We start from the raw sequence: 16,879 nt of genomic DNA, 5'->3' as shown, positions 1-16,879 counted from the left end.
GCCATGGTCTTATACCAGCATACTCTTTTCTTATCTCTTCATCAGGATTGTTTTTTATCCAGTCCACTACTGCTGCGCTTGGAGAAGCTGCATAAACACAGGTTAACATTGACCATAGACTGTATCTTATTACACCATTTTTATTTTTAAATTCAAACTGTTCTTTATAGAAATCATCTTGTTTAATATTCTTTACAACCTCAATCAAAGAACCATACCTTTGCTTTAGGCTTTCTATTAATTGTCCTGTTAGCTCCCTTCCTAAAGGATTGCTATTGCTTTTATCTGTAATCCAGATGCCCAAAACATGATTGAAATGATAAGTTCTTAAATCAGGCAGAAGCCCTTCTTTATGAATCATATTCAGTGCTTCGTCTAAATCTACATATCGAACTTGTTTTTTTTCAGGACGCGCTCTTCTATCTAAATCTGGGCCTTCATGTTCTAGTATAAAGTCCACTATCTCATCTACTGTTTTTTGATTTGAAGTTATATGTGAGCTCATTAGTTTTTGCCCTCTCTTACCACATCAATCGTCAGCTTAACAATAGTCTTTGGCTTTAATTCATCCTGCAAGAATGAAGGAATAACTATTATGTTCTGCCTGCCATGCTTGGCTATTCTTTTGGTCAAAACAAATTGTTTATTCTTCAATTTTAACCTTTGAACTATCTGTATATCTATAGAACCCCTTTTGATGTATAAAATATACATCAAGAATGCCCGATCAATATTTAAATCTTTCTATTTGTAACTATTATTAAGTAAATACTAATCAAAACCGCAACCAGAGTCATTTCATTCCTAGCTTTTGGTTTTCTCGCTTTGCTTAAAAATCAAAAGCTTTATATACTATTAATATAATAATCATTTAAAACATACCTTAAAACATCAAAAATAACATTAAAAATAATAGTATGGTGAAGATCCAAAAACTCCAGTCAGGGCAGTTAATAATAACAATACCTAAAGTCCTTGCTGAATACGAGCATCTGGACAAAGGCCAGAAGATCGAATTTGAAAAGCACAAAGAAGGATTTTTACTAAAAATAAAGAGGTAAAATGTCAGGCAAATCCACATCCACGTTCAAAAAAGAAAAAATCCAGCCATGGTGCCGACACGACAGGGGTTGTCCCTTCGGGATGTCGTGTAGGATATGCGAACGCAGTGAGCATATCCGTAGGCACCATGGTTGGCTGGATTTTTTCATGCAAATAAATAAAACATTTAGAAACTTTACTTAAAAAAGAGGCAGCAAATAATGCAGAACATATTCATTGATATCGGGGCAATAATCATTGTGGCGGCAGTTGGAGCCTTCTTGGCAAGGCTGATAAAGCAGCCTTTGATTCCGGCATATGTGATCGGGGGAATTGTTCTAGGCCCTGTTTTAGGGCTTATAGTGAACAATGAATCAATAGCAACATTATCAGAGATCGGCATAGCTTTCTTATTGTTCATTGTGGGCTTAGAGATGGATTTCAAGAAGCTTAAGAATGTTGCATTAGTATGCACAGCAGGAGGATTAATCCAGATGGCTGCATTGTTCGGCCTGGGATTTTTAATTGCATTTCTCTTCGGATTTAAAAGCTTTGATCCCCTGTATCTCGGACTAATCATAGCATTCAGCTCAACAATGGTTGTCATAAAGCTATTGGCTGATAAGGGTGAAATCGAAACTCTGCACGGCAGAATCATAATAGGGATACTGCTCATGGAAGATATTGTTGCAATATTTGCATTGTCAATAATACAGAATCTCGGGCATTTTGGAGTGTATGATATTGCAGTTTCAACTTTGAAAGGGCTGGCTGTTTTTGCGATTTCATGGGCCGCAAGCAAATACGCGCTGCCTTACCTGTTCAAATTTGCTGCAAAAACACAGGAAATACTGTTTTTAGGGGCATTGGCAACATCATTTGCATTCTCAATACTGTTCAGCTATCTTGGGTTTTCAATAGCGATAGGGGCATTCACTGCAGGCATTGCGCTTGCAAATACAAATTATTCAATAGAAATAGCAGGCAAAATAAAATCATTAAAGGATTTCTTTTCCACAATATTTTTTGTTTCGCTTGGATTGCAGATATTACCTGGAACAATAATGCCCATGCTGCCGCTCCTTATAGCATTGATTCTTGCAATAGTGATCGTCAAGCCCATACTAACAATAACGATATGCAGCATTTTCGGATATAAAAAAAGGCCGTCTTTTATTGCAGCAATATCGCTGGCGCAGACAAGCGAATTCTCGCTGATAATAGCGATGCAGGGCGTATTACTGGGCCATATAAGCAATGCGCTCTTCTCAATGGCGGTGGTGCTTGCAACTGCAACAATGCTTTTCACATCTTACTTCATAAAGTTTGATAATTTCCTTTATGAAAAAATCGGGCATTTGCTTAACTTTTACAGCGTATTTGTGAGATATGAAGAAGAGCCTAACATATTGAAAATGTTTTCGGGCTGGAAAGAAGCCAAGTGGAAGCCCTTTGTCAAACAGCCGGGGCCCTTGGCCCCTGCGAAGCCGTCAATTTCAACTGTCCCGGACAAGTTTGACAACCTTCTTATCATAAGAAAGGCAAGGGAATCAAATGAAAAGGCAATTATTTTTGTCACAGCAAACAATGTTGATGACGCTTTAGAGCTTTATGATGCCGGAGCGGATTATGTCATACTGCCGCATTTCCTCGGCGGAGAGCATGTTTCGCTGCTTATTGAGAAATTTTCAGCTGACTTAAGAAGCATTTTTGAAATAAAAATGAGGCACATAGAAGAGCTGAAAGAGAGAAAGAAGCTGGGTCATGAGCATCCGGAGCATGCAAAATGAGCTTGAAAGATAAGGTAAAAAACCTTGAAGCTGCAGTAAGAATCGGCAAGAACGGATTGACAGAAGGCATTATGAATGAAATAAAAAGGCAGCTTAAAGATAAGAAACTGATTAAAGTAAAAATGCTGAAGCCGTTTATTGCAGACAAAGACAAAAAAAATGCTGCAAAAGAACTGGCTGAAAAGACAGGCTCAGAAATTGTGCAGATTGCAGGCTTTACAGTCACTTTATGCAAAAAACAATAAAACAAAACTATATAAACAAAAAGACAAACAATATTCAAGAGGAAGAATGGGATTTTACCGCGATCCAAAAACTGCATTAAGGCTGATAAAATACGGCTTTATTAAAAGCGATTTTAAAAGCAAGTATGAGAAATTCATAATAAAAAAAGATGATGACGCAGCAGCCATAAGTAAAAAAAGCAAGGAATTTGAAACATATTTAAAATCGCTTTCTGAAGAAGAGCGAAAGGCAGTTGAAAGCCATGCTGATGAGGAAAAGTATGAAGAAGCATTATCCCCTCAAAAAAGCACAAAAATTGACACTCAGAAAACAGGATATCCTGCGCCTCCGCACCGCTATAAATTGGTTTACGAGAAATTCAACCACTCGATAGAAGAGAGCTATTACTGGATTCTCAATTACATGAAATTTGATTACGGCTATCCCAAGTTTATAAAAATAATCGATGTCTTCACAGCATCAGAGCAGTCTGCATTTTTTGGAGTGGCGCAGCAAAGGCTTGGATTGCAGCAGGACAGGATAAGCGGATTATTAGCGACAGTCGGAAAGCTTGTTAAGGATTTGTTCCAGATGGTTAGGGAGATGAGAATCATAGATGAAAGGCTGGACCTTTACCGCGACAGCTACGGCTTAAGAGGCGAGAAAAGCGAGGCAGCAGAGATAAGCCTAAAAGGATACTGGATTGACTTAGTTGAAGGCGGGGCAAAGAATCCCGGATCTGTATTCGGGCTTGCGCGCGAGATTGGATTCACAACGCTGCCTGACATCTTTTTTGCCGCCCCCACTGCCTTGAAATCATTGGAAGTTGATAAATATGTTGACAGCCTGCAGTTTAACAGGAAAGTAAAAGAAGTGCTGAAAAGAAAGTTAAAAACTTATATCGAATGGAAGGAAAGAACTTTTCAGGAGCTGATGACAAGGAGAAGGTTTACGCTGCAATATCTGAGGCAGCACAAGGATGTCATCGATATGTACATGTCATGGGTTAAGCCTTATCTCGTCAACATAAAAAGACTGCAGCTTGACCAGAAAAAGGCAGAGAGTGTTGATTTGATAAGCGCTTTTGAAGGTTCAGTAATTGAAATAGAGTTTATTGCAGTGAGGCCGTTTAAGGATGGCGTGAATTCCTGCGCATTGCATCATTTTTATTTCAGGACAAGGCCGCAGATGAGCTATCAGCAGGAAGGCTATCAGAGGGGGCCAATACATGCAGGCCAATTATACTGGAGTGTAAGGGGATATGGATGGACCGATGAGCAGCTTGCAAATTATGAGAGGATGAGAAGAGAGGAGGATTTGGAGTTATTGGGCGACATAGATTCGTCTGTTAAAGCTGCAATGGAAGCGCTGGGGGCAGAGCTGCAGAGATATTTAATAGAAGCCGGGGAAGAGATTCCTGAGGGGAAGAAAGAATCAAAAGAGAAGCCGAAGCTGCCGACAGCAGCTGAGCCGTTCACAGCATTATTTGGCGGATTTGGCGAGCTTTTTGGATCGCTTGGAAAACTGCCAATATCCGGCGATAAGAAAAAAGGACCGAAAGAATATGATATTGAAAAAACACGCGAAACAGCGCTCAAGCACAGCATAAGCGCAATATGGAACTGCTACAAAAACTTCAAGAAAGCGCATTCAATGCTTGCGTGGTAGATAAAATGGGATCTAGTAGTTGATTTTTGGTTGTTCGTTTAACAATTGTTATATTCAATCGTCGTGTAGAATTATAACGGGGGGTTTCCGCCTTTAGTCCTTCGGACATTTAGCCTTTTTCTGTGAAAAAGAAATTTTATAGAGGGATTTCCTTAATCCTACAGATAGATAGTCTGCTATGCAGAGATTTTATTGACAACAACTTCGTTTTGAAATGCTTTTTAATGTAAGATATATTGAGCCAAGTAACAGAAGAATGCTAACAAACGCCAAAACTAGACTAAATTTTAAGATAGCAATTGATCCTGAAAGCCCTAAAAGTGAAATTAAAAGTGGTTTACAGAATGGACATGTTGTAGCAAAAAAACTAACTAACATTCCGCTTACCCCTGTTGTAGCAGACGTGTAATTTTTTCGTTTTTCGCGGAATGAAAACAATTGTAAAGCTATTAACAGCCCTCCTAAGGTAGATAACACAATAAAAAACAATGCACTTTGCAAAGTAAAAGCAAATCTGATGCTAGATAAGCCAAATCTTACATCTATTAAATTGGTCATTATAGAAAAAATCACACCATAAAAGAGACCAGAAGCTACAAAAATAAGAAAATAATCTCTTCTACCAAGTACTCTTTTGATTGGTGCAAATAATTCCTTCATTTTTGACTCACTGCAAGGCATCTATAAGTAATTTTTTTGCTTCGGGTGTCAAAGTTTTTGCTAAGTCTCTCGTACAGACGCAAATGCAGCAGTCGCAGCATGGGCAAACGCCCCCTTTGCAACATTGTTTCTTTTTTTCCATTTTACATACCTCCATTAACTTTATATATTATACCTACTTTCTATTGTATAGTATGAGAACTATTTAAATCAAGAGGTTTAGAAATGGAAAGTAACAATACTTACAAATCAGAAAGTAGAGACTGCAAGATGCGTTCAGCTACAGGATATTGTCCTCGTCCTCTTGAAATTGCTTCTGCATTTTTGAGCAAAAAATGGAGCATCTCACTCATCATAACGATAGGTAATTTTGGGAAATTGAGATTCAATGACATCGAACGAAGACTTGAGTGCATAACTGCAAAAACACTTACGGACAGATTAAAAGAGTTGGAAAAAGAGCAAATTGTTATGAGAAAAGTCTATTCAGAAATTCCTCCAAGAGTTGAGTATTCTTTAACTAAAAGAGGAAGAAGATTAATGAAAGCACTAATTCCGCTGATTCAATGGGCTGAAAATGAATAGTAATCACTTATAAACTGCTTAACTTTGCTTTCTGCTTCTTTTAGCTTTTTTTCGTCTAACATTTTATAACCTCCCCCTTTGAATCAGCCTGTAAAACAGTTCTGCGCCATATAAAATTATGTGCTTGTTCAATATATCATTCATAACATTTTTTTCATCACGCTTAGCAAGCATTTCATAGACACTTTCAAATCCTAAAACTCTCTCTTCAAATGGCGAGCCATAATTCGATGCAATGTTGTGTAAGAATCTCTCATGGAATTCTATTTTATCAGTGCTATCTACAATTAGCAATATATCAATATCTCTTGGTTTATTTGATTTAATTGATGAGCCAAAAACAAGCAAAACAAAACTGTCCTGTTCGATTTTTTTAATAATTTCATCTGCAAAAAGTTTAACGTCTTTGAATCTATGAAGAAAATCATCCCTTCTTAAATATTCAGCAAAAGCAAGAGTTTCATGATGAATCCTGTAATTTAGGCTAAGAGTTTTATGCTTATCTTGCTCAACAATCTTAGCATCTATTAATGGCTGTATCGCTCGATGCGCAAGGGATACATGCATCTTTAATCTTCTTGCTGCTTCCCTAAGACTAAATGACTCAGTTATATGACCAGTAAATAATTGTAATATTTTAGCTGTAGATTTATTGATATACATATGTTCACCTTTATATGAACGAGTGTTCACTTTAAAGTATATAAGTGTTTCGATTTCATGAGTAGCATTAAAGTCTGTTGATCAGGAAACCGGCATAAACGCCTGTGTATAAAAAGTGGTGCGAAGCACTGCCAATTAAAGTAATCAGGGGTTGGGGCACACTATTAGACATTAATAAGTAGTAACAAAACGAAACATTTAAATACTAGCGAATATATACTTAATCGTATGGTGCTTGATACTAAATTGAAACCAATACGAATTGAATCGTGGAATGATTTAGTTCCTTCATTAAGATTGAGGCTTGCTAAATTAGGATATGAAGGAACTCATGTAATTATTAGGCATTATGATGGAGATAGGACAAAAAGGGTTCAAACTTGGGGGACTGATAGAGATAAAGATTCTCAAGTATGGGATTATCCTGAGGATGCATGTCATAGGGGGTCTCCTGAGTCAGTAAATGCAGCAAATATAACTTATGCCAGAACATTAGATTTATCTCGAGATCCTGTTCGTCCAATTCCATTATACAGACAACCTATTGATTCTATAGATAATTTGGATTATTTAGCAAAGTTGGAAGATACAAAAGGAATGGCTGTGTATACACCAAAAGGTCTACGAAGAGTTACGGAGAATGAGTACCATTTTATTGGAAATCAAAGGGATGTATTGATTGCCATATTCTTAGTTAATGGAAAGCAATCTTCAGAATAAACACATATGCGATCGCTGTTAGCCGAATCGACCCCTATATCAATAATAAGAATAGTGAACAGGTATCTTCACATAGTCCCTGTATATTCCAAATTCATCTTTTGTTATGAGAACACCTTTTTTAAAAGATTTGAAAGCAAAAAAATCAGACTCAGAAATGGTTGATCGATATTTAACCTCAAAAGGATAATACTTTTCATCGAATAGCAGAACAAAATCCACTTCTTTCTAATTTTTGACAAGTTATTTATAAATAAGCATAATATAAATTGACAAAAAAGATTAAATAATCGTTAGTATTTTGACAAGTAATTTATAAATTAAGTAGTTATTTACTGACAACTTGACTATGACAATTGTTAAACGAATGCACATCTTAGTCATCTTGGCAGGAAAAACCGCAACCTTTAAATATAACTTATATTAATATAAGATATAGTGATATAACATGTCAACCACGATCGCTGTTAAAGAGGAAACATTCAACATACTGAAGCTGATGAAGCAGGAAACAAACAGTGAAACCTATGATGAAACAATAATAAAGCTCGTTGCTGAGGTAAAAAAGCCCAAAAAATCATATTTCGGAAAATTCAAAGGATTAGGCGAGTTTAAGAGGGAAGAAATTGACCGCTTTGCTTGATTCATGGTGCTGGATCGAATACTTCAACGGAACAGATGCAGGAAAAAAGATAGCTGAATATATTGATTCAGACAAAAGCCTGTTTATCAGCGTTATAAATCTTGTAGAAGTGTACAGGTATGCTTTATCCAAGAAAAGCGAAAAAGATGCCGATATGATTGTTTCTATGATGATGTCGAGATGCTTTATACTGCCGGTAGAGGCTAAAACAGCCCTCAATGCAGCTAAATTAAACTGGGAGAAAAAATGGGGATTAGGGGATTCTTTAATTTACATAACTGCAAAAGTCCACAATGTGCAATTAGTATCGGGCGACTCACATTTCAAAAACCAGGAAAACATAATTTATATCGAAAAATAACCATAAAGATTATAAAAAGAAAAATTATCAACAATAAAAATGGCAAAACTGGATGAATTAAAATCATTGTCTCCGCAGGAAAGGATAAAGAAATTAAAAGAGCTTGAGGAAGAAAGAAAAAAGGAGATAGAAGAAGCTGAAAAATTAATAAAGGAAAGCAATGTGGAGATCGAGGAAGAAAGAAAAGAGCTCGAGAGAATACCGATTCCGCAGCTCAAGACAGTGGACATACAAGGGCTGTTTACTGCTGAAGAAAGAGAGATATTCAGTGTTAAAAGATTTGTTGAAAAAAAAGCAGGCTCTTTGGAAGATGAGCTTAAGGGAAAAGAAGCGGAAAGGCTGGAAGAGACAGTAAGAGAGGAAGCAGAAAGAAAAGAGAAAGAAGGATTAGACCGTGAAAAATTAAATCAGAGTTATCATGTTGTAAAGGACTTGTTTGAAAAAGCAAGAGAGGATCATTATTTAAACAAAGAGCAAAGGGAAATGCTTTATCAGGGCGTTCGCGACATAAACGAGGCAGCAAGGCATTATGCTGAAAACAGGGAAGTCGCTCACATTAGAGATACTGTAAGAGGAGAAGCTGAAGGATTGAGAAAATACATGGGATTGAGGGATTAAGATGGAATTTGCAAGGCCTTATTACAATACAATGGATCGCAGCTATTTCGGCCAGTCAAAAGACATTGAAAGCCCTGTTATAGGGGTTGCTGATTTAGGCGCAACTGTAACAGAAGGAAGAGCGGGCGGCGGAACATTTCTGCAGAGTTTCCAGGCAGCAATAAGAGAAGGAGCTGGCCAGGTAGAGCTTGCAACTCAGATGGAAGGGGCAGAGCCTGGCACTGGCGCAGAGTCATACGGCAAAGAATCAAGGCAGGAGCTAAGGGATTTAGCAATCGCCAACCAAGTTAAAATAACAAGCATTCATGCACCTGCACAAATTGGAAATTTATCAGGATTTGACCCGCAAAGAGGCTTTAATGATGAAGTAAGAAAGACTGCTTTAGAGGAAGTAAAGAAGGCAATAGAGTTTGCATCTGATGTCGGCGGCCAGGCAGTTGTTGTTCATACTGGCGAATACCAAAGGCCTTTTTCTGACCAGGAATGGAATAAGATGGGAGAGTTCAGAGGCTATGATGAGGAAGCAACAAGGGCAACTGTTTGGATGGTTGATGACAGGACAGGGCATGTGCTTGGAGATGTCAAGAGAAGCCAGGTTGTTTACGAACCGGTTTATAATACAGCTGAGATTAAAGGAGTAATTGGCAAGGCGGATACAAAAACAGGCCATGTTTTCAGAAAAGATGATTGGGTTGATATGCACGGAAATTGGCTTGATCCAACTAAAGCAGAGGATTTATTCAAAAGAGTTCCGATATGGGACGAAACCAGGACAAGATTTGAGACCAAAAGATTGACATGGGATGATTTTGTAAAAAGAGCAGAAGAATGGAGCAAAGATCACCCTGATGATAAAAAACTGCCGGAAGAGATGTTCTACAAAACCCAGCTTGAAAACCAGATGCTGCAGGCAAGGGGCTCTTCTTTGTATCATGCACAACATTATGAAATTTACAAAAATAGAAGAGACAGGGCATTGAAAGCATTGAAATTCTATGAGCAATTAGAAAAGAATATTCCTGAAGAAGAAAAATGGAAGATAATGAGAGAAGCTGGAGCAGATGTTCATGGGCTAGTTCCTCCAGAAGTAAAAGAACCAACTAAATGGTTAAAAGAGGAAATAAGCCAGTATGAAAAAAGTCTTCAATTTACGCACGAATCCTCTGCTTCTGCTGATGCCCAGGCAGACTTGATTCAGGAGCAATTAAAGCATGTATTGCCTGTCAACAAATATGCGATTGAGCAGTCATTGAAATCTTACGCCCAGGCAGGAATTTTTGCGATGCAGCAGAGCACTGAGAAGCATCTGAAGAACGATGTTTTTGTTGCTCCAGAGCACATTTTCCCTGAGATGGGATATGGCAGCCATCCAAGGGAATTGATACAGCTTGTCAAAGGCGCAAGGGAAAAAATGGTTGAATTTCTGACAGAGAAAAAGATTCCTGATCCTGAAGGCCACCGTAACAGAGAAGGCAACATAATTATGGTTGAAAATCCTTATTTCAGAGGCATTTCAAAAGAGCAGGCGGCAAAAGAAGCTGAGAATCATATTAAGGCAACACTCGATACGCAGCATCTTGGAATGTGGTGGAAATATTTCCAGCCAAAGCCAGGTGAAACAAATGAACAGACAAGAAAAAGATTTGACAGCTGGTATATGAATCAGATCAAAGAATTGGAGAAGGAAAAAATATTAGGCCATGTTCATATTGTTGACGGCTTTGGAAGAGGGCACACGCATCTGCCTGCCGGGCAAGGGTTGACGCCAATACAGTCTGCAGTAGAATATCTGATGAAAAAAGGCTTTAAGGGAACGCTTGTCAGCGAGGGATTTGCTGAAGGCGGCAGAAGGCAGCTGACAGAATCATGGAGATTGTTTGGCAGCCCTATTTACGGAGCAGTCGGCCCTATGAGAGCCGGAGCAACAACAAGATGGGGCGATGTTGAGAATTCTTATTTTGGAAAAACACAGACGCCATATTATGTATTCGGAGCTTATTCACCATCAAATGACTGGACATTATGGACTCAGGTGCCGCTGGAATAAGAGAATCTAAGAAAATCTTTGTTTTAATTATTTCACTATCTTAAAATGAAAACATTTATAAATTGATGCTTGTTTCTTCCGTGTTCATATGGCATTAAGCGACATAATTAAGGATATAGAAAGATTAAATAAAGAAGGCATTAAATTAACATTTTCTTCGTTGCCCAATAGATATGACTTAGCTATTCACAAGCATAGAGAAGCTGCAAATATAGCAATAAATACGAATATTAATCCTGATCACTATGCTGTTTCTGTAGCCAATATGGCTTTTGCATTGAGGCACAGAGACAATGATGGCAAAGGCGTTTTGAGGTTGCTGGAAGAAGTTCTTGATAAGATCAACGTAAACAAATCTTATTTTGGCACAGCCAGGGTTCTTGAAGAAAAAGGGCTGGTTATTCGCCATGATAAGGAGAGAACTGTTGAAACATTGAAGGATGGGTTGGTTGTAATTGAAGAGTGTTTGTCGTTTTATGAGCGTGCTCTCACAAATAGCAAAAATGAAATCGCTAAAGAAGAAGTTATAAGAAATAGGCTGTTCAGGACATTGGGAATAGCATCAACAATTGCTTCGGAGATAGCATCAAAGCATAAGAGATTAAAAGCATACAATAAATGCGCTGTTTCTTATGCAAATGAAGAATTGGAAATGAGGCTGGAAAATGGAGAAACGAAAGGTCAAGATTTAGTGAATGCTTATCATACTGTTGGCGCTGCTATAACTGAAATTGTAAGTGGAAAGACAAAGTTATATTATGATGCAAAGAAGAATCTAACAAAAGCCCAAGAAATTGCAGAGAATCCTTTGGTTAGGTCTGTTTTAAATTTAAGATTTGGCTGGCTGGAATACAAAGCAGGCCCTGGCAATATGAAATTGATAAAAATGCATGTGGATGCTGTTTTGGCAGATCAGGATAAAAATGCTACGAAATGGACCAGCGCTGTAAAGGATGTATTGAAAGACAAGATGTTCGCATTAGGAAGACGATTAGGGAAAGATTACATCGAAAAAATACAGAATATGTATGGGGCTTAGTTTTTACTTTTCTTTAATTTCCAATATAATGCCGGACATAAATAACTCATAGAATTGTTATGTCTGGTGAACATCAGTAAGCGATTTATTCTATGACTTATTTTTGTCGCTTACTAATAAATCATAAACTATTTAAAATCCCCAATATATGCCATTCACAATGGAAAACAAAATAACCAATGAAAAACTAATCAAATACTTTGACATCACAGGCAGGGCATTGAAGAAGGTAAAAATAGCCAAAGAGAGAAAGATAAGCTGGAAAAGCTCTGCTGAGGATTTTCTTGATATGGCTCAGAGATATTATGACGATGCAATGCATTTCAAGGAGAAAGGCGACATTGTAAATGCATTTGCCTGCCTTAATTACGCGCACGGCTGGCTTGATGCCGGCGCAAGGCTGGGCTTATTTGATGTTGACCATGACTCTGCCCTTTTTACTGTGGATTGAAATCTTTTCGTTTCTTATTTTTCTTCTCTTGAAAAAGAAAAAAGAATACACTGTGTTCATTATAGGCTCACTGCCGACTATTTTGAAAAACAGCCCCTCATAAGAGGTCTTTTCAACAGGCCGCGTTTCCTTTATTTTTACCAGCAATATCAATGCAAATAATCTTACTGCTCCTGACATTATGAAAACTAAAAGATATTTTGACCAGAACATATTGTTCAGCCTTATACTGTAGCCTCCTATAAGAGAGCCAAGAAGCATTGCTGTTCCGCTAAGCACGTTGTAGTATGACAATGATCTTATTCTTGTGTAAGGCAGAGTCGAATCAAATATATAAGTAGCAGACGCTGTGTCTATGCCAGACCATACAAACCCGTTATAAATCTGTATTATCACAAGATACCAAAAATTAGGCGAGAAAAACCAGAGAACAGGCACAATGGGCATCATGACGCCCGCCAATATAAGCGCTTTTTTAGAGCCATAAACATCAATGTGCCTTCCCCATACCGGAGTGAATAAAAATTTAACAACTATTGCTGTTGCATTTATAATTGTAAACTGCAGGTAATTGAACTTTAACTCATAAAGCATGTAAGGGGTGAAAAACGGGCCTGCAATAAAAACGCCGAAATTCAGCAAGGCAATGTATAATGCAAAATTCTTGAAGTTTTTAAACTGGCTTTTTTTGAAGATCTCAACAAATCCAATATTCCTTTCTCTTGACACGGCATAATGCGGCTCATATTGCTTTGATAAAAGATAAGATGACATTAATCGCGCAAGCAGCGCTATGAAAAAGATTATTGCGTAGCCGGTAAACTGCCTCATGCTGCCGTCTGAGAAGCGGTAGAGAATGTATCCGCCTGCAGTGAAAGACAGCAATGCAAAAATATTTATCAGCTTATTCCTTATCCCGAAAAAAGAGCCTTTTGTGCTGCTGTCCACAAGGTTGCCCATCCAGCTGTTCCAGACAGGGCTGCCTATTGAGCCAAAAATAAAATAAAGGCATACAAAAAATATCAGGTATTCAATTTTCACATGAGGGATAAAAAAAGCAAATATTATTGGCAGATGCATCAAAGCCTGAAGCGCCACATTTACAACTAAAAATTTTTTTCTTGATCTGAACAGTTCAAGCAGATTTAATGAAAAGAGCTGCGAAAGCGATCCTAAAAACTGCGGCAGAGACCCAAGCAGTCCGATCTGCACATTACTCGCTTTTAGAAAAACAGCGAATGCTCCGAAAAAAGACTCTCCGAAGCCCGCCATTATAGACCAAAAGGACCCCTCTGTAATTGAATAGCTGAGGCTTTTCTTGATTTCTTTGTCTAGGTTGATGTTTTTTTTGAGCATTTTGAGAAACCAACTAAGGTTTACAGGCAACTGTAGCTATCGGCACTTTTCGTCTAAAACATTCTGAGTTTTGCATCCTTTATAGCTGACTTCTCTATTAAACCAATCCTCTTTTTGAGGATGAACTACTGCAAATGCATTTCCATTAGTTTCTCCTAAATAAGAGGATAACGCATACTTGGCCAGATAAGGTTGCACAATCGTAATTGCCCTTATTCTATGAAAACGATCAACCATCATTTTGACTACTCCTCCATTTTCGTCAATTCCAAAAACCTGTCCCTTAATGTTCATCTCAGTAAATAATAGATTATAGTTTACATTCAGGTCGGAAATCTCAGTTGTAATGTCGCCTTCCATATATCTTACAGTTCTCATTTTGCCCCCTTACTTTCTTCCGTAGTTGAAAAACTTCTCTATTGAAACATCCTCTGATGAGTAATTGCCTAATCTTGGATGAGCCTCTTTTACATTGCTTTTTGGAACGTATTCTTCATTGCTGGCTGCTTTTACTGCCGACGCTGATTCAGCCACGCTTGCCTGCCTGGGCTGCTCTAATGCAGCATTACGCCTGTCATTCCTTAAGTTTCTCACTTCATCCTGCAGCATTGAAACTGTTGTTTTTAATGCTGCAATCTCCTGCTGCAATTTCTTGCTGCCCATGTCCATTAACAGCTGGAATTTCTGCTCCAATAAATATGTGTCTTCCATTCTTCCCTCAGCTTCAGATTAATTTGTTTGAAAAGTTTTCCTTGATGAACTGAACCATTATCTCGTTGCCTGCAAGAGTATACGCTTTCAAGGCAGTTGCTATCAGGCCTTCCTTCAGGCATGTATCTCCCAATGAGCTGAGCTTTGACTTGTCTCCGGAAAGCTCGTATGCCTTCGCAGCCAGTGCAATCTGCCTGTCTTCCAGGCATTTATCGCCAAGCTCTACCAGCTTGTTTTTGTTGCTTATTGCATTGAAGACTTCAAGCGCGTAATCCCATTTTCCTTTTTTCAGGCAGTCATCGCCTACAGATGCCAGCCTGTCAACATCATTCAATATCCTGAATGCTTTTATTGCATCTGACATATGGCCTTCATTAAGGCATTTGTTGCCTGTCTTCAGCAATTTATCATGGTCTCCGGCAAGCCTGTATGCATCAATAGCGTCAGAGAACATCCCTATTTTTTCATAATCCTCTCCTATCTCAACCAGCTTTTTCCTGTTGCCTGACAGGATGAACACTTTAATCGCTTCAGGCACTTTGCCTTTTCTCAGGTATTCATCGCCAAGCGCATTCAGCAATCCGGTTCTCATTTCATTGCTGAACATTGACAAATTAAGATTGTCCACACCCTTGTCTATCAATGCCGGAACCAGTTTCTTAAAATTTGACAGATCTTCCTTCGGCATTATTAATTGGTTCTTTTCAACCATTTCGGTAACCATTTTTTTGATTATTCTTTCATCGCCCATGTTCTCGCCCCTCTTTGTAGTTAATATTTTAAAAATAAATAAAAAAATTAAATCATCATATCAGCTCAATTCCAAGTTCCTCGCTCATTCTTTTTGCCATTTGCTGCTTTGTTTTCCTGTCAACCTTGCCGATTATCCACGGAGAATGAACTCCCGTTATTATTGTCATCACAGTTATTTTGCCTTTCATGCCTTCGCTGACCCTTGCTCCCCAGATGACGTTTGCATCTTCATCGAGCGTCTCAGTGACCATTTCTCCAATTCTGCTTACTTCATCCAAAGTCATGTCTGTGCCGCCTTCGATATGTATCAAAGCTCCGGTTGCGCCATCATAGTTTATTTCCAATAATGGGTTGGATAATGCACCTTTTACTGCTTCATCCACTCTGTTGTTTGTGTCTGATGCGCCTACGCCAATTGCTGCAACTCCGCCATTGCTCATTATTGCCTTGACATCAGCGAAATCCAGATTAACCAGGCTGGGAATGGCAATTGTTTCGACTATGCCCCTGATCATTGTGCTTATCAATTCATTTGCGACTGCGAATGCCTGCTGTATTGGCAAATTACCTGCAATCTGCACTAGCCTGTTATTATCAATTACAATTACTGTGTCGCATGACTGCCTTAATTCCTGCAATCCGAATTCTGCCTTGTCGATTCTTGCTCTTTCTATCTTGAAAGGCATTGTTACTGTGCCGATTACATTTTGCAACCCTTGCTACAACCGGCGCTGCTCCTGTTCCTGTTCCGCCGCCCATTCCTGCGCAAACGAAAACCATGTCAGATGCATTTAAAACAGACTTTATCTCATTCAATGTTTCCTGCGCAGCTGCTGCTCCTTTTTGAGGAAATCCGCCGCAACCCAAGCCGCGTGTTACACCTACGCCAAGCAGGAACTTCCTGTCTGCTTCAGAAATATCCAAATGCTGCTTATCTGTATTGACCGCTATGACTTCAGCTCCCTTGACTCCTTTCTTATAGAGCCACGAAACCATATTGTTGCCCGCTCCACCTACGCCTATAACTTTTATATTTGCGTTCCCGACTTCCAAATCCTCCATTTTTCACCTCGATTTTATCTATTTAGTTTTTTGTTTTTTAATTAAGAGAATGATTGATGTGAGCTGTGATGCGGGTGATGACTGAATTCTAAGTGAGTGGACATCTGATAACATAACTAATATATAAATGTTACGTTTTTGTATACTGGTATATTAAGTAATGCAATAACCACATCAATATCCTGGCAAAATTTATAAAGACAGCCATAATTATGTATGGGTGGAATGGGGTTAAAATGGCAGACTATAAAACTAAAAGGATACAGAACCTTAAAAATTACATTATAGAAACTTATAACTTGCTGCCCAAAGAATGCAAAAAGATGTCTGTGCACAAGTTCTCAGATTTCCTATCTGATAAATGCGAAGAATTGCTTTCAAGGAGTCAAAAGTTCTCTGGTAAAGATAAAAGCAATAATTATGCTGAAGAAACAAAAAAAGTCATTCCGAGATATATGGAATTCGCATGGATAAGAGAATACATAA

Annotated in this window: 22 protein-coding genes and 1 pseudogene; 13 read left to right on the top strand and 10 right to left on the bottom strand. The window is 38.3% G+C overall.

Features of this window, described 5'->3' with window-relative positions:
* On the bottom strand, positions 1-505 hold a 505-nt coding region (locus HYU07_07400), incomplete at its 3' end, for a hypothetical protein (GenBank protein ID MBI2130024.1).
* On the bottom strand, positions 505-654 hold the full coding sequence (locus HYU07_07395) for a hypothetical protein (protein MBI2130023.1): 150 nt from the start codon (positions 652-654) through the stop codon (positions 505-507). The genes HYU07_07395 and HYU07_07400, both read right to left, overlap by 1 nt.
* A 263-nt stretch (positions 655-917) precedes the next feature.
* Here HYU07_07395 and HYU07_07390 point away from each other — a divergent pair, with 263 nt between their 5' ends.
* The 4 genes from HYU07_07390 to HYU07_07375 all read left to right on the top strand — a co-directional run bounded on the left by HYU07_07390 (position 918) and on the right by HYU07_07375 (position 4,724).
* Positions 918-1,061, top strand: coding sequence for a hypothetical protein (locus HYU07_07390; GenBank protein ID MBI2130022.1), 144 nt, complete (start codon positions 918-920; stop codon positions 1,059-1,061).
* A 201-nt stretch (positions 1,062-1,262) separates the two neighbouring features.
* Positions 1,263-2,831, top strand: a complete 1,569-nt coding sequence (locus tag HYU07_07385; protein ID MBI2130021.1) for a cation:proton antiporter — start codon at positions 1,263-1,265, stop codon at positions 2,829-2,831.
* The gene (locus HYU07_07380) at positions 2,828-3,076 is read left to right on the top strand and encodes a YhbY family RNA-binding protein (GenBank protein MBI2130020.1); all 249 of its coding nucleotides are present in this window, start codon (positions 2,828-2,830) and stop codon (positions 3,074-3,076) included. Before HYU07_07385 ends, HYU07_07380 begins: the two co-directional genes overlap by 4 nt.
* Before the next feature lie 46 nt (positions 3,077-3,122).
* Positions 3,123-4,724, top strand: coding sequence for a hypothetical protein (locus tag HYU07_07375; protein ID MBI2130019.1), 1,602 nt, complete (start codon positions 3,123-3,125; stop codon positions 4,722-4,724).
* Between the two features lie 189 nt (positions 4,725-4,913).
* On the opposite strand, the gene HYU07_07370 is transcribed toward HYU07_07375, so the two are convergent.
* Positions 4,914-5,384 (bottom strand): hypothetical protein, encoded by a 471-nt coding sequence (locus HYU07_07370; GenBank protein MBI2130018.1) that lies wholly within the window; start codon positions 5,382-5,384, stop codon positions 4,914-4,916.
* A gap of 270 nt (positions 5,385-5,654) precedes the next feature.
* Here HYU07_07370 and HYU07_07365 point away from each other — a divergent pair, with 270 nt between their 5' ends.
* Positions 5,655-5,969 (top strand): helix-turn-helix transcriptional regulator, encoded by a 315-nt coding sequence (locus HYU07_07365; GenBank protein ID MBI2130017.1) that lies wholly within the window; start codon positions 5,655-5,657, stop codon positions 5,967-5,969.
* Positions 5,970-6,032: 63 nt separating this feature from the next.
* On the opposite strand, the gene HYU07_07360 is transcribed toward HYU07_07365, so the two are convergent.
* Positions 6,033-6,632, bottom strand: coding sequence for a helix-turn-helix domain-containing protein (locus HYU07_07360; GenBank protein ID MBI2130016.1), 600 nt, complete (start codon positions 6,630-6,632; stop codon positions 6,033-6,035).
* A 228-nt stretch (positions 6,633-6,860) separates the two neighbouring features.
* Between HYU07_07360 and HYU07_07355 the strand changes: the two genes are divergently transcribed.
* On the top strand, positions 6,861-7,352 hold the full coding sequence (locus tag HYU07_07355; GenBank protein ID MBI2130015.1) for a hypothetical protein: 492 nt from the start codon (positions 6,861-6,863) through the stop codon (positions 7,350-7,352).
* A 39-nt stretch (positions 7,353-7,391) separates the two neighbouring features.
* On the opposite strand, the gene HYU07_07350 is transcribed toward HYU07_07355, so the two are convergent.
* Entirely contained in the window at positions 7,392-7,574 is a 183-nt protein-coding gene (locus HYU07_07350) for a hypothetical protein (protein MBI2130014.1), read from the bottom strand.
* Between the two features lie 226 nt (positions 7,575-7,800).
* Here HYU07_07350 and HYU07_07345 point away from each other — a divergent pair, with 226 nt between their 5' ends.
* The 6 genes from HYU07_07345 to HYU07_07320 all read left to right on the top strand — a co-directional run bounded on the left by HYU07_07345 (position 7,801) and on the right by HYU07_07320 (position 12,511).
* On the top strand, positions 7,801-7,995 hold the full coding sequence (locus HYU07_07345; GenBank protein MBI2130013.1) for a hypothetical protein: 195 nt from the start codon (positions 7,801-7,803) through the stop codon (positions 7,993-7,995).
* Positions 7,979-8,356, top strand: coding sequence for a type II toxin-antitoxin system VapC family toxin (locus HYU07_07340; protein ID MBI2130012.1), 378 nt, complete (start codon positions 7,979-7,981; stop codon positions 8,354-8,356). The genes HYU07_07345 and HYU07_07340 overlap by 17 nt, the downstream gene beginning before the upstream one ends.
* A 39-nt stretch (positions 8,357-8,395) precedes the next feature.
* Positions 8,396-8,974, top strand: a complete 579-nt coding sequence (locus HYU07_07335) for a hypothetical protein (GenBank protein MBI2130011.1) — start codon at positions 8,396-8,398, stop codon at positions 8,972-8,974.
* A 1-nt stretch (position 8,975) separates the two neighbouring features.
* A complete protein-coding gene (locus HYU07_07330; protein MBI2130010.1) occupies positions 8,976-11,021 on the top strand; it encodes a hypothetical protein in 2,046 nt (681 codons plus the stop codon).
* Between the two features lie 88 nt (positions 11,022-11,109).
* Positions 11,110-12,060: a hypothetical protein gene (locus HYU07_07325; protein ID MBI2130009.1), complete on the top strand. Its 951-nt coding sequence runs from the start codon at positions 11,110-11,112 to the stop codon at positions 12,058-12,060.
* Between the two features lie 160 nt (positions 12,061-12,220).
* Positions 12,221-12,511, top strand: a complete 291-nt coding sequence (locus HYU07_07320) for a DUF357 domain-containing protein (GenBank protein ID MBI2130008.1) — start codon at positions 12,221-12,223, stop codon at positions 12,509-12,511.
* Here the strand turns inward: HYU07_07320 and HYU07_07315 are convergent.
* The 5 genes and pseudogenes from HYU07_07315 to ftsZ form a co-directional block, all read right to left on the bottom strand.
* A complete protein-coding gene (locus HYU07_07315) occupies positions 12,467-13,867 on the bottom strand; it encodes an MFS transporter (GenBank protein ID MBI2130007.1) in 1,401 nt (466 codons plus the stop codon). The two genes, HYU07_07320 and HYU07_07315, sit on opposite strands and share 45 nt — an antisense overlap.
* 36 nt (positions 13,868-13,903) lie before the next feature.
* Positions 13,904-14,245 carry a hypothetical protein gene (locus HYU07_07310; protein MBI2130006.1) on the bottom strand — a complete coding sequence of 114 codons (342 nt, stop codon included), beginning with the start codon at positions 14,243-14,245 and terminating at the stop codon, positions 13,904-13,906.
* Between the two features lie 9 nt (positions 14,246-14,254).
* Positions 14,255-14,578 (bottom strand): hypothetical protein, encoded by a 324-nt coding sequence (locus HYU07_07305; protein MBI2130005.1) that lies wholly within the window; start codon positions 14,576-14,578, stop codon positions 14,255-14,257.
* A 13-nt stretch (positions 14,579-14,591) separates the two neighbouring features.
* Complete coding sequence (locus HYU07_07300) at positions 14,592-15,329, bottom strand: hypothetical protein (GenBank protein ID MBI2130004.1); 738 nt, start codon at positions 15,327-15,329, stop codon at positions 14,592-14,594.
* Positions 15,330-15,384: 55 nt separating this feature from the next.
* Positions 15,385-16,393: pseudogene (gene ftsZ / locus HYU07_07295) on the bottom strand (cell division protein FtsZ).
* Positions 16,394-16,629: 236 nt separating this feature from the next.
* On the opposite strand from ftsZ, the gene HYU07_07290 reads away from it, so the two are divergent.
* On the top strand, positions 16,630-16,879 hold a 250-nt coding region (locus HYU07_07290), incomplete at its 3' end, for a hypothetical protein (protein MBI2130003.1).

The sequence above is a fragment of the Candidatus Woesearchaeota archaeon genome (assembly GCA_016180285.1).
Taxonomy (GTDB): Archaea; Nanobdellota; Nanobdellia; order Woesearchaeales; family JACPBO01; genus JACPBO01.
This window is presented reverse-complemented; position numbering and strand designations above follow the sequence as displayed.